Source organism: Trinickia sp., from assembly GCF_051954495.1.
In the GTDB taxonomy this organism is placed as follows: domain Bacteria; phylum Pseudomonadota; class Gammaproteobacteria; order Burkholderiales; family Burkholderiaceae; genus Trinickia.
The window spans coordinates 25,495-36,565 of record NZ_JBQCHR010000023.1 but is presented as its reverse complement, the minus strand read 5'-3'; the positions used below and the strand labels follow the sequence as shown (position 1 = coordinate 36,565).

Genomic DNA, 11,071 nt, shown 5'->3' with positions numbered 1-11,071 from the left:
GCCCTGCGGCGTCGGCGCATCGAGTACGGGCCATACGGCGTAGCTTGACCAAACGATCTCGAGCAAAGCGTGCAGCCCGCCCGAATACATGAGAAAGACGATGAGCGCCTGCTGGAACATTGCGCCAAGGAGGGAGGCGTCGACGGAGGCGGCCGAGTCGAGCGCCTGCGGGTTGCCGCCGCGTTGGTAGTCGAGATACGTGCCGGCTGCCTCGATCGCCCAAAATGGCGCGGCGATGAGCGCGCCGAGGACAATCCCGATCGCCGCTTCCTTTGCAGCCAAGCCGAGCCAGTCGGCAAGCGGCAGCGGCGCGGCGAGAAGCGCCGTGGCGACGGGCGGCGTTGCGGGCAACGCCAGGGCGAGCATCAGCACGGTTCGCGCCGCGCCGCCGAGCGCATGGCCCGCAAACACCGGAACGAACAGAAGCGTGGGCGCCCAGCGCAAGGCACACAGCGATAGCGCCGCGGCGAACGGCAACGCGAGTTCGATCGGACCTACGGCCATGGCAACCCCTGTCAAGCGCGCGGAACGCTGGCAAGTTCGAAGACGTAATCGACCATGTGCATAAGTTCCGCGGCGACGCCGTGGCCCGTGACGGCGATCGCCGCGCCCACGACGACGAGCTTGATCGCGAATGGCAGCGTTTGATCTTGGATTTGAAACGCCGACAAGACGAGCGAAATGACGATGCCGGCGCCCGCGGCGACGAGCGCGAGCGCGACGGAAGCCTTGAACGCGAAAAGCAGTGCATGTTGGAACAAGACAAGCGACTCGGGCATGGCGTCATCCGTGATAGGAGAGCACCAGCGCTTGCAGCAGTCTTCCCCATCCATCGGCAGCGACGAACAGCATGAGCTTGATCGGCAGCGCCACGATCATCGGCGGGACCATTTGCATCCCCGTGGCGAGCAGCACGTTCGATACGAGCATGTCGATCGCGACGAATGGGATGAACAGCAAGAGCCCGATTTCGAAGGCGGCCTGCAATTCGGAGACGACGAACGCGGGAACCGCGATGCTCCAATCGTCGTCGGCGGCGGATTGGCTCGCCGAGTCGGGCCACGAAGCTTTCGCCAATTCGAGGAATCGCTGCCGCTCGTTTTCGCTGCCGTGGCGCAGGACGAACTGCTTCAGCGGTTCCACGACCGAGAGGGCGGCTTCGATCTGCGAGGCGCCTGATGCCTGCGCGCTCGTCACTGTACGGGCTCGATCGATGCAGGCGGTAAGCGTTGGGGACATGACGAACAGCGTCGCGACGAGCGCAATGGCGTTCAGGGCGAGCGTGGTCGGCGCCTGCTGGACCCCGAGCGCGTTGCGCACGAGCACCAGCACGACCGAAACCTTGAGATAGGAAGTCGTGGCAATCGCTAGGAGCGGCAGCAGGGAAAGCAAGCCCAGCAGCGCGAGCAACGCGAACGGGTGCTGCTCGAGCGTCATGGCGTGGGCGGCCTCGCGCCGCCCTGCGGCCAGTGCGTGATTTCGACGGCAAGTCGGCCGTCCAGATCGACGAGCTCGCCCATGCCGACCGGGAGTCCATTCGCTTCGATCGTCACGGCGGGTGGAAGGCCTCGCTCCAACGCCAGCAGCGAGCCACGCGCTAAGGCGGCGAGGTCGCCGACCGTCAGCGACAGCGCGCCCAGCGAGAACGTCAAGCGAACGGGAATGTCGGTTGTGTCGATTGGCGGACCATCGCGTCGCACGACGGCGTCGAGACCATCGGGTGCGGAGGGAACGTGTTCGGACATGTCTTCAACCTCGAAACAGTGATGGGTAGTCAGCCAGCGAATGACCATACGGCTGGACGCGACGCGTACGACGGCGCGTCCCGTTACGTCGAACGACGCCGCGCTCGGGCAGACGATGGCGCCGCACTCGAGCGCGCCGTACTCGGCGAAGGTCAATGTCGCGCTGCCTGCTGTGAGCGGGACCGGCGCCTTGAGCGCCGCGGTCCAGACAGGAAGCGAGCGCGGCGCTTCGACGCGGCTCCATGGACCGCTGTCAAGCAGCGCGCCGATGCCCTCTGCCGTCATTCGCCAGCGCATCGCTACGCGGATCGAGGGCAGGGCCAGCCGAAGGTGCAGGGCGATGAACGGCGTTCGATCCGACGTCGGGCCCGGTGTATCGCAAACCACGGGATCGCCCAGTGCGGCATGCAGGGCGGGTGCGAGCGCCGCGAACGCGTAGCGTGCGAGGGCCCTATGGGAGGCCGATCGCGGTGAGCCGTCGACGTCGATTCCGGTACAGGCCAGCAGTAGTGGACCATAATCCAATGCCATCGCCGGGCCGAATCGGGTCGATAACGGTAGGGGCCGCGTCAGATCGCCGGGCGGCGCTTCGTCCACGCGCAAGAGCAGTTCCGCCACGCCGCCATCCGGCAGGAGGCACTGGGCGCGATGCGGCCGGGTCAGCCGATGCCGCACTTTCTCTATTGTTGAAATGCGACGCAAGGCCACCGGCAAGGCGTCGCGTTCTACCTGAACGTTCTTGGGTTTCATGTCGATGCGCGGGTCGACACTTCGACCGAAGCAGGGCAGCCGAACGCGCGCGCGAGGCAAGCACCTATGTATGTCATGCTTGGGCGGTCGCTTGTTCGAGCCGTTGCAGCCAGCGCTGCAAGGCTTCATTGCGGCGATTGGCCTCGCGGCACGCGCGCCTAGTCGCTTCGAGGTACGTACTTGCCTGTTCGAAGCATCGTGCGTGTTCGCGAATTTTTCTGGCTTCCGCGGCCAGCAACGAGTCGCGGCACGCTTGTGCCGCGCGTGCGTCGAGAACATGACGGGCCAGTACGCCGCAATTCGCTGTGCCGCCACGCCAGGCCGTCTCATGCGCGGCGGCTTGCGCGCGCAATCGTGCAAAAGTGCGCTCGGCTTCGCGCAGCCGATCGAGCGCCTCATTGGCCTGGCGTTCAGCCTGAACGAGGGCCTGCGCGGCAGTGCGCATTCCTACGACCGATAGGCGGGCCATCGCCCGAACCGCGCGAGGCAGAACCGGTGCCGGCGGCGCTTCTGCGTGGGCGAGGCGGCGTGCGCCGCGGGCATCATGCGCCGCGGACGGCAGCGTGCAAATGTTCAAGCGTGTGCTCCCAGACGGCAGGGGTGCGAATGTCTTGTCGAACCAGATCGAGCAGACCGGGATGACGCTCGATCGCGTCGTCGGCCGCTGCATCCTGTCCGGGCTTATATTCTCCAAGCGAAATCAGCCACTCGATTTCGGCGTAGTGCGAAATCAAGCGGCGGGCTCTGTCGGCATCGGCGCGGTGCGGGCCGCTCACTATCGCCGGCATGAGACGGCTGAGGCTCGCGGCGACGTCGATTGCCGGAAAATGGCCTCGTTCGGCGAGCTTGCGTGACAGCACGATATGCGCGTCGAGCAGCGAACGCGCTTCGTCTGCGATCGGATCGGCGTGTTCGCTCTCGGTCAAGACCGTGTAGATGCCGGTGATCGTCCCCTCTCGGCGCGATCCGGCGCGCTCGATCAGACGCGGCAACATCGCATAGGTCGAAGGCGGATAGCCGAGGCGGCCCGGCGGCTCGTTCGAAGCCAGACCGATCTCGCGTTGAGCGCGCGCCGTGCGAGTAAGCGAATCGACGAGCAGCAGGACATGCTTGCCGCCTTCGCAGAAGCCTTCGGCGATGGCCGTGGCCGTAAAAGCGGCGCGCGTGCGTTCCACCGGCGTTGCGTCGGAACTCGCGCATACGACCACGGTGCGGCGCGCGAGCGGTGGGTCGAGTTCGCGTTGCAAAAAGGCGTTCAACTCGCGCCCGCGTTCTCCCACCAGCGCGAATACGATGACGTCGGCCGCGATACCGCGCGCGAGCGCTCCCAGCAGGGTTGTCTTCCCGCAACCTGGGCCCGCGAACAGGCCGACGCGTTGACCGCGTGCGAGCGTCAGCAGGGCGTCGATCGCGCGAACCCCGGTGATCATGCGCTCATAAGAGACAGGCCGCTCGGTGGGGCAAGGGGCTGCGCCAAGTACGCGACGAACCACGGAGCCTCGATCGGAGGCGGGTGTCGTCGAACCCAAGGGGCGGCCGAAACCGTCGAGTATTCGGCCGAGCAGATGCAGCCCGACATTCACGCAGTGGGGTGCGCCCAGGCTGCGAATCGGCGATCGCGGGGCGATGCCATCCGTCGGGCCGAGCGGGGCGAGCAGTGCGCGTTGCCCCTCGAAGCCGATCGCTTCGGCCAATATGGGCGGCTCGTCGCGCCTCACGGCCTGCAACTCGCACAAATGGCCGACCGCACAGCGCGGCAGCGTGGCGACGATGAGCGTCGCGCTAACCTGTTCGACGCGGCCCACGCATTGCACCGCGGACAGTTGCGCGCGCGCGAGCCGATCTTGCGTGTGGCGCGCCCAGGCCGACAGGCGAGCGTGCACGTCCGCTGACGCTTGCGGTTTGGCGGAAACGCCCATGGATTTCACCACCTAACCTCCGCAGCGTGCGGGCCGGAGAAAACGGCGCGTCCCGACTCGATGCGTACGAGCGTGAATGCTTTCCAGCGACTCCCAGGAACGAGTACGCGGCCGTCTTCCGTCACGAGAAAACCGTAAGGGCCGCCCTTGACGCTTCGGATCGCAAAGGGCGGCTGAGTGACCGCGTCGCTCGGGTAGGCCATCCCTTTGGCGACACGCACCGGCTTGGGTGCGGATGCCTGTTTTTCCCGCGGTTCCGGTGGAGCGGCGGGTGGGGCGACGCCTCCCGCGGACTGTTTCGCGGCGGACAGGCGCGACGCGGCGGTAGGCTCTGTACGCGCGGCCAGCATAGAGAACGCGGCGATAAGGCCGGCGGCGGCGATGGTCACGGCGGCCGCAAGGATTAGCTTTATCCGCGTGGATCTGCGCTGCGCCCTGGCCGAAGGATGGAACGGCGGCACGGGTTCGACAGGCCAGGGCGAGCCCTCGTCATCGCTGCCTAGCAAGACCGGCCCCGCGAACCAGCGTGCGCCATTGATCAGCGGGATGTCGTTGTGCGGCGACGCGGCGTTAGCCGCCGACCCATGATCTGCTCGAGGCGCCCCGCCCGGACGGTACCGCCAATGGGATGCATCGTCGCGCGCGAGGGCGCCCGCATACTCCGGCATGCCCGGATCGAGAAGGACGATGTCGTTGTCGGCCCCGCTGCCGATCCGTATCGCGTCGCCTTCGAGCGGCAGCGCTGCCCCGCGATGCAGGCCCGTGAGGATGCGAAGTTCGAGCATGGAGCGTGCGTGGGTCTCTTTTAAAGCGCTTTTGCGCGGATGAAAATCGCGCGCTGCTCGGCGCGCGCGGTGGCGACCGGGTAGCTCGCAATCAAGCGCGGCGGCGCGCCGCTGTCCACCGTGACAGCGGTGTCGAGCTTGACGCCGCTCGAATTCGTCCACGTTTGCCCGGGCAGCCCCGTGGGTTGGGCCAACAGCAAGTCGATGTCGACTGCGATGGACGTGACGCCGACTTTCTCCGATGGCACGACGCGGGCGACGAGATCGAGGCGGTCGCCGCGGTTGCCGTTGCGCCCGTTGCCTTGCGCGGCGTTCGCTTCGCCCGGCGGCAAGGGCGTCTGCACGGTCTCGCCACCGATCGTGAGCGTGATATGTCCGCCCAACGGCCCGACGAGCGTTTGGCGATTGAGTAGCCGAGCGCGGTGGGCGGCGATCGCTTCGACGAACCGATCGTCGCGGGTGGATGAATCGGCCGATGACGAAGCGTAAGCCAACTCGCCAGCCGTGCTGAGCGCATCGACCGTGGACCCGTCTGACTCGATGACGAAGAGGTCGATCGAGACGAGCGAGGAAGGCCGATCGAGCGCCTCGATCAGTTTCTCGATAGCAGGCCGCAACGCCTGATCGGCCCACACGATGACGGTATTGGTTCGTTCGTCAGCGATGATGCCGATCGGCGCCGCTTTCGACTTGGCGCCCTCGCTGGTGAAAGGCAGGCTCGGCGCCGCGACTGCGGGAAGTGGAGGGATGACCGCTGGTGACGGATACCCGATCCACTGCGCGAGCGAAGGCTCCACGCCCGGTAAGAGGGGCGGCGCCTCCGCCCGCGGCGCGGTCGAGAACGCCGGCTGCGCTGCCGGTGTTTCCCGCACGAGCAATTGCCGCAGCAACGTGGCAACGCCCGTGCGTGCCGTTGTCCCGTTAAGCGACGACGTATCGCCCGCGCGCGCGAAGCGCAGCGGGAAAAACATCGGATCGGACGTGGCTCGAGCTGTACTTGCGGCTGACTGGCCCGCGAGGAATCGACGGACGATGGCCCGATAGGCGCGCGGCCCGCCGACGAGGACGACGTCTTGGCCGGCGAGCGCCCCCCAACCGAATCGTCCGTCATAGATGCCGACGGCTTCAAGCGCAGTGCGCGCATCGTCCGCGCGCAGGCCGTTCAAGGCAATGCGCTCGACCGATGAGTCGCGCGTGCCGCTGAGGTACAACGTACGCTCGACGATGAACCATGAAAAGCCATGCGCATGCGCTAGCTGTTCGAGAAATGCCCGTCCTGTGGAGGCCCGCAACCATCCGTCCAATTTGGTTGTCCGCCATCCGGACTTGGCATGGCCGCTCGTGCTTAGCGTCAAGCCGTGATCGGCGCAGAATCGGTCCAGCACCTCGTTCAACGTTTGATTCGATGCCTGAACCGCGTACGGTGCATCGAGGCCGACGCCTCGATCGGTGCTGGCGCAGGCGCCGCCGACCAAGGCGAGGGCGCCCAGCGCGGCAAGCAAGCAGCGCCACGTGTAAGCGCGCAGGAACGTCCATGGAACCATACGCTTTAACGAATCTCGTTGATTACGGTACGCAGCAGCGAGAACTTCATTTGAAGATCGGTTGTCGCCGACCAGTTCGCAAGCGATACGCCGCGTAGCGACTCGACGTAGTCGCGCCACTGCGAGGGATTCTCGGGCGACAACGATTCGCGTAGGCGGTCTGCATGGCGCAGTGCGTGCAGCAGTTGCATTTCGGCGGATAGGGGCGTCATGGTGCAAGCAATGAATGGCGATGAGCGACTCGGCGGGCAGCATTCGCGGACGATGAGATAGGGCTCGGGTGGGACAGAATCAGAGCGCCCCCCTGCGAGCGAAGTGTCGTTCCAACTTGGCGCGCAGCCGCGACAGGCGAGACCGAACGGTGCCGACGGGAACGCCGAGTGCAGCGGCGGCTTCCACGTAACTGACGTTGTCGACGAACAGCAGCTCGAGCATGCGTTGTTGCTCGGGCGAAAGCGACTGCACGAATTCGAGGAGCGTCAGGAACGATTGCTTGACCGACATGCAGCGCTCGGGTGCGCGCAGATCGATGAGTGCGTTTTCATGATCGTCGATTCGCTCCATGACGAACCGGTAGTCGGATGCGCGGCTCACGTGGTTTCGCAACACGTTGAGGGCGATGGCGGTCAGCCAGGTTTTGGGTTGAGCGGTTCCGCGATAAGACGCGAGATTTTCCCAGGCGCCCAAATACGTGGTTTGCAGGATGTCCTCGGCGTCTTGCGCGCTGCGCACTCGACGTGCGATGAATCGGTAGATCGCGCGGCCGTGGGCCCGGTACCAGTCATCGAACTCCACGGACCGATCGGTGGTGGGTAACGAAGCGGCCGCGTTCGAGCAAGTGGCAATCATCGTGGGATCGAACACTCATGGCATGGGAATCCACGAATGATGGCGTCTTCGGCGGCCGGCTGCGCATCGAGCGCGATAAATCGGACGATGTAACCCTCCATTTATCCGCGTCGCGTGCTCGTCGGGCGTGCGAAAAAAAATCCGGACAGACCATGGAACCGCTTCACGGCGGCTGTTACTAAGCTCCCGCTTCCGGCGCGATCGATGGGTCGACGCAAGGCCGGGGGCGCCATACCACCACAGAACGGAGGGCGAATCATGACCATGGCAGCGGTAGTTCCGGCAATCTACGCGGCGGGGGCGCTGGCGTCGTCGATTGCGTCGGCGCTGTCGTCTTCATCGGGCGCAGCGGCAGGCGTGGGCGGGTTGTCGAACGGCGTCGGGCCGAGTCCGATGGAGCACGCATTGAAACGGCAGGAAGCGATGCAATTGCAAACGATGGAAATGCAGACCGAAGCCAGTATCCGCAAAATGCTGGCCGATACCGCCAACAGTATTGCGAGCGGCCATCTCGATTCCGGGGCGAAGGTGCAGAACGCCAGCATCAAGGCCGCGCACAGCATTCATTTTTGAGGCGTATGGGCGCGGTTCGGCGGGTAGGGTGCGGTTGCGTGCTTCATTGATGGGCTAGGAAGGGATTCGATACATGATCGACGTATTGGAAGGTTTCGCCGCGCGGGCGGCGGATCAGGGGCGTGCGGCGCAATGGGCGGCTCAATCGGGCATCGCGTTCGCGCTGGAAAAACGGAAAGTGGACGGTCGATACGCGTTGACGTATGTGGAAGGACACGTCAAGACTGAACTCATCAATGCGCTGCGCGGCGTTGCTCAGCATCTGCGACCATGATGACGCCGTCAATCGAATGGGCGCAAAGCGGTGCATCGCGCGTCGGCGTCCCGTCGGCGCACGCGATGATGGCGGATGACGGTGGCGCGTTCGGCGCTGTCATGACGCAAATCGATGGGCCGCAAGCGCTCGCCGCGGCTGGCGCGCCGGTCCTCACGCCTGCGCCTCGCGGGCCCGCGCTCGACGCATTGGCGCGACAACTCGACGACATCGGGCGGCAGCGCCTCGAAGCCCAGCGATCGTCCGATGCGCTGGCGGGAGCCTGGGCTTCGGGTACGGACGCCCAAACACTGGCGGTCACGTTGCATCGGCAAGCGAGAGCCATGGCTGCGTACAACATCAGCGTCATGATGGCCGCGAAGCTCGTCGGTGTCACGACGGGCGCGCTGAAGCAACTGACCGCGTCCGGCTAACCCTTGTATGGGAATGGAAGCGAGGCCGGCGTCGCGGGGCGCCGCGTTGGCCTATGGGTGGTGGATCGCCGCGGCGCTCATGCTGTCGGGCTGCGAACGCAAGATCGAATTGCAATGGGTTTCCGATGTCGGCAAGGCCAGCGAAATCGCGGCCACGCTGGGCGCACAGGGTATCGAGGTCGATCGCCGGTCCGAGAAGTCGGGCGTCATGCTTTCCGTTGCGAGTTCCGACCTGCCTCGTGCCATGCAAGCCATGCGTGAAGCAGGCTTGATGCGCCCGACGCGTTCCACGATAGACGAGGCGTTGGGCAAGCCCGGCATTGCGTCGACGCCGCATGAAGCGCTGGCCCGGCGCATCCACGCGATCGAACGAGCGCTGGAGGCGACGATCATGGACATCGACGGGGTCGTCGCCGCGCGCGTGCGCGTCGTGCCGCCCGAGCGTCCGGCTCCGGGCTTGCCGCTCATGGCGGCGTCGGCTTCCGTCTTCGTCAAACATCGTCCCGATGTGGATCTTTCGCCGCTGGTTCCGGGCATCTCGAGCCTCGTCAAGAACGGCGCGCCGGGGCTGGCCGGCGCGGACGATCGGCGTGTCGCCGTTCTGCTAGTGCCCGAGCACCCGCGCGTGCATATCCCCGCGGCTTCCGGGGGCGGGAACGTCGATCGTGCGACATCGAGTTTGATTGCGCTCGTTTTCGGAAGCATGACGCTCGGATACGGCTTGGATCGGGTAGTTCGTCGCGTGCGGCGGCGAGCGCAGCGCGGCGTCGAGGGAAGCGTTGAGGAGGGCCCGCGTGACTCCAGCGCCAATTGACGCCATGCCTTCGTTCTGGATCGAGCCGTGGCGATTTGCCGCGCTCGTATGGCGCGCCCTGTACGGCGCGCCGCAACTAGAGTTCGATCGTCATGCAGAGCGGCTCGTCTATAGCGGCTGGGCGAATTGCTTTGGCTTGTGTCAGCGATGGCGCGCGCCAAACGATCCGGGCTGGCTCGCCCTGCTGGATACGCAGCCGGCGCGGCTGCATCGCGTCGCTACGACGCTCGGCTACGTCGCGTTGGCTCGGGCGGGCGCAGCCGACGTGCTGCTTCGCGCGGCGCGGTCGGATCGCGCGAGTGCCGATGCGCTGAAATATCGTGAGGTGAATTGCATGAGTGCGTCTCTTTTGACGCCGTCTTCGCTTAGCCGTTCCGTAGGCGATGTCGCGCTTGCGCCGCACGCTTGCGGGGTGGACGTGCTTTGCGCGATGGCGCGGCAAGACTGGCCCGACGCGGAATCGCGATTCGCGATGCTTGTCGCACCCGAGTGGGCCAGGGCGCCCGGTACGGCACATGCGCCGAACGTCAAGACCCTCTTCCAGCACGAACCCGTGCTGTCGATCGACCGTATCGACGTCGGCCGCTGCCTGACGATATGCCGCGCCGCCGTACGCCAGTTTGCCGCAGGCTGCGCAACGAGAGGCGAGCGATGAGCTTTATCGCGCGCCGAATGGCGCTTGCGTACGAAGGACATTACCCGCCGGGAAAACAAGTCTACACGTGCGAGGAAGTCGCGCGTCTTCGGGACATCGCCGCGGTCGTCGCCCGCGCCCGCCGCGCGGCGTGCGCGATGATTGAAGAAGCGCGCGAGACGGTGCGTCGGGTCGATGAACAGGCTGCGGCAGCGCGGCGTGCGCGGGAATACGACGCCGAATCGGGGCTTGTCGCGAGAGCCAGGGCATTGGAGGAGTTGTATCGACTCGCGCACGCATCGCTGACCGCGCAACTGGAAACGACGCTCGACCGAGCGCTTGATGCGGCGTTGGCGCACATCGGCGCCGTACTGCCGGCGCAGCAGCGGCTCTCGATTGTTTGCGAGCAGCTCAAGCTCGCGGCCGGCCCGACGCGTGGGGCGCGCCTTCGCCTGTGCGAGGCCGACGCCTCCGCTTTTCGGACTGAATGTGGTGCTGCATATGACGCGCCGTCGGCCCGGCCCGCGCGCGCTATTCCCTGGCCAACGGAGATCGACGACACCCTGAAGCAGGGGCACTGCGTGCTCTCCACGGAGCATGGCGACTGGACGCTCGATTTCGACGCTTTGATCGCCTCGTTTGCCGCAGAACGAAACTTGGATAAGCACGCGTGCGCGGCGGCCGCAGCAAAAAACGACCCATATACCGGCAGAATCGCCTGAGTGTTCCAATATTCGAGAATTTTCTTAGGCGGCGCTATGCGTAGCGTAT

Annotated in this window: 16 protein-coding genes; 6 read left to right on the top strand and 10 right to left on the bottom strand. The window is 65.7% G+C overall.

Features of this window, described 5'->3' with window-relative positions; translation table 11 throughout:
• The 10 genes from ACTHNR_RS03010 to ACTHNR_RS02965 all read right to left on the bottom strand — a co-directional run.
• Positions 1-504, bottom strand: a 504-nt coding sequence (locus ACTHNR_RS03010) for an EscT/YscT/HrcT family type III secretion system export apparatus protein (RefSeq protein ID WP_440545977.1), incomplete at its 3' end; no start/stop codon positions are given.
• An 11-nt stretch (positions 505-515) separates the two neighbouring features.
• Positions 516-779, bottom strand: a complete 264-nt coding sequence (locus tag ACTHNR_RS03005; RefSeq protein WP_440545976.1) for a flagellar biosynthetic protein FliQ — start codon at positions 777-779, stop codon at positions 516-518.
• A gap of 4 nt (positions 780-783) precedes the next feature.
• A complete protein-coding gene (sctR, locus tag ACTHNR_RS03000; protein ID WP_440545975.1) occupies positions 784-1,437 on the bottom strand; it encodes a type III secretion system export apparatus subunit SctR in 654 nt (217 codons plus the stop codon).
• Positions 1,434-2,495 (bottom strand): type III secretion system cytoplasmic ring protein SctQ, encoded by a 1,062-nt coding sequence (gene sctQ, locus ACTHNR_RS02995; protein WP_440545974.1) that lies wholly within the window; start codon positions 2,493-2,495, stop codon positions 1,434-1,436. Before sctQ ends, sctR begins: the two co-directional genes overlap by 4 nt.
• Before the next feature lie 73 nt (positions 2,496-2,568).
• The gene (locus tag ACTHNR_RS02990) at positions 2,569-2,940 is read right to left on the bottom strand and encodes a hypothetical protein (protein WP_440545973.1); all 372 of its coding nucleotides are present in this window, start codon (positions 2,938-2,940) and stop codon (positions 2,569-2,571) included.
• A 97-nt stretch (positions 2,941-3,037) separates the two neighbouring features.
• A complete protein-coding gene (locus ACTHNR_RS02985) occupies positions 3,038-4,426 on the bottom strand; it encodes a FliI/YscN family ATPase (RefSeq protein ID WP_440545971.1) in 1,389 nt (462 codons plus the stop codon).
• A complete protein-coding gene (locus tag ACTHNR_RS02980; protein ID WP_440545970.1) occupies positions 4,420-5,199 on the bottom strand; it encodes an FHA domain-containing protein in 780 nt (259 codons plus the stop codon). Before ACTHNR_RS02980 ends, ACTHNR_RS02985 begins: the two co-directional genes overlap by 7 nt.
• A gap of 20 nt (positions 5,200-5,219) precedes the next feature.
• Positions 5,220-6,743 (bottom strand): secretin N-terminal domain-containing protein, encoded by a 1,524-nt coding sequence (locus ACTHNR_RS02975; protein ID WP_440545969.1) that lies wholly within the window; start codon positions 6,741-6,743, stop codon positions 5,220-5,222.
• A gap of 5 nt (positions 6,744-6,748) precedes the next feature.
• Complete coding sequence (locus ACTHNR_RS02970) at positions 6,749-6,955, bottom strand: hypothetical protein (RefSeq protein ID WP_440545968.1); 207 nt, start codon at positions 6,953-6,955, stop codon at positions 6,749-6,751.
• 79 nt (positions 6,956-7,034) lie between these two features.
• Entirely contained in the window at positions 7,035-7,592 is a 558-nt protein-coding gene (locus ACTHNR_RS02965; protein ID WP_440545966.1) for an RNA polymerase sigma factor, read from the bottom strand.
• Between the two features lie 258 nt (positions 7,593-7,850).
• On the opposite strand from ACTHNR_RS02965, the gene ACTHNR_RS02960 reads away from it, so the two are divergent.
• The 6 genes from ACTHNR_RS02960 (at position 7,851) to ACTHNR_RS02935 (ending at position 11,022) form a co-directional block, all read left to right on the top strand.
• Complete coding sequence (locus tag ACTHNR_RS02960; protein ID WP_440545965.1) at positions 7,851-8,165, top strand: hypothetical protein; 315 nt, start codon at positions 7,851-7,853, stop codon at positions 8,163-8,165.
• A gap of 73 nt (positions 8,166-8,238) precedes the next feature.
• The gene (locus ACTHNR_RS02955) at positions 8,239-8,439 is read left to right on the top strand and encodes a hypothetical protein (RefSeq protein WP_440545964.1); all 201 of its coding nucleotides are present in this window, start codon (positions 8,239-8,241) and stop codon (positions 8,437-8,439) included.
• Complete coding sequence (locus tag ACTHNR_RS02950) at positions 8,436-8,852, top strand: hypothetical protein (RefSeq protein WP_440545963.1); 417 nt, start codon at positions 8,436-8,438, stop codon at positions 8,850-8,852. The genes ACTHNR_RS02955 and ACTHNR_RS02950 overlap by 4 nt, the downstream gene beginning before the upstream one ends.
• A 7-nt stretch (positions 8,853-8,859) precedes the next feature.
• On the top strand, positions 8,860-9,666 hold the full coding sequence (locus ACTHNR_RS02945; protein ID WP_440545962.1) for a type III secretion system inner membrane ring lipoprotein SctJ: 807 nt from the start codon (positions 8,860-8,862) through the stop codon (positions 9,664-9,666).
• A complete protein-coding gene (locus tag ACTHNR_RS02940; RefSeq protein WP_440545961.1) occupies positions 9,647-10,321 on the top strand; it encodes a hypothetical protein in 675 nt (224 codons plus the stop codon). The genes ACTHNR_RS02945 and ACTHNR_RS02940 overlap by 20 nt, the downstream gene beginning before the upstream one ends.
• A 137-nt stretch (positions 10,322-10,458) precedes the next feature.
• Positions 10,459-11,022, top strand: a complete 564-nt coding sequence (locus ACTHNR_RS02935) for a hypothetical protein (RefSeq protein ID WP_440545960.1) — start codon at positions 10,459-10,461, stop codon at positions 11,020-11,022.
• The last annotated feature ends 49 nt before the right edge of the window (positions 11,023-11,071 follow it).

Excerpts from the sequence above, each read along its gene's own strand:
- sctR (WP_440545975.1), bottom strand. The coding sequence starts at position 1,437 with ATGACGCTCGAGCAGCACCCGTTCGCGTTGCTCGCGCTGCTGGGCTTG.
- ACTHNR_RS02955 (WP_440545964.1), top strand. The coding sequence starts at position 8,239 with ATGATCGACGTATTGGAAGGTTTCGCCGCGCGGGCGGCGGATCAGGGG.
- ACTHNR_RS02965 (WP_440545966.1), bottom strand. The coding sequence starts at position 7,592 with ATGATTGCCACTTGCTCGAACGCGGCCGCTTCGTTACCCACCACCGAT.
- ACTHNR_RS02960 (WP_440545965.1), top strand. The coding sequence starts at position 7,851 with ATGACCATGGCAGCGGTAGTTCCGGCAATCTACGCGGCGGGGGCGCTG.
- ACTHNR_RS02950 (WP_440545963.1), top strand. The coding sequence starts at position 8,436 with ATGATGACGCCGTCAATCGAATGGGCGCAAAGCGGTGCATCGCGCGTC.
- ACTHNR_RS02975 (WP_440545969.1), bottom strand. The coding sequence starts at position 6,743 with ATGGTTCCATGGACGTTCCTGCGCGCTTACACGTGGCGCTGCTTGCTT.
- ACTHNR_RS02970 (WP_440545968.1), bottom strand. The coding sequence starts at position 6,955 with ATGACGCCCCTATCCGCCGAAATGCAACTGCTGCACGCACTGCGCCAT.
- ACTHNR_RS02935 (WP_440545960.1), top strand. The coding sequence starts at position 10,459 with ATGATTGAAGAAGCGCGCGAGACGGTGCGTCGGGTCGATGAACAGGCT.
- ACTHNR_RS02980 (WP_440545970.1), bottom strand. The coding sequence starts at position 5,199 with ATGCTCGAACTTCGCATCCTCACGGGCCTGCATCGCGGGGCAGCGCTG.
- ACTHNR_RS02990 (WP_440545973.1), bottom strand. The coding sequence starts at position 2,940 with ATGCGCACTGCCGCGCAGGCCCTCGTTCAGGCTGAACGCCAGGCCAAT.
- sctQ (WP_440545974.1), bottom strand. The coding sequence starts at position 2,495 with ATGAAACCCAAGAACGTTCAGGTAGAACGCGACGCCTTGCCGGTGGCC.
- ACTHNR_RS03005 (WP_440545976.1), bottom strand. The coding sequence starts at position 779 with ATGCCCGAGTCGCTTGTCTTGTTCCAACATGCACTGCTTTTCGCGTTC.
- ACTHNR_RS02945 (WP_440545962.1), top strand. The coding sequence starts at position 8,860 with ATGGGAATGGAAGCGAGGCCGGCGTCGCGGGGCGCCGCGTTGGCCTAT.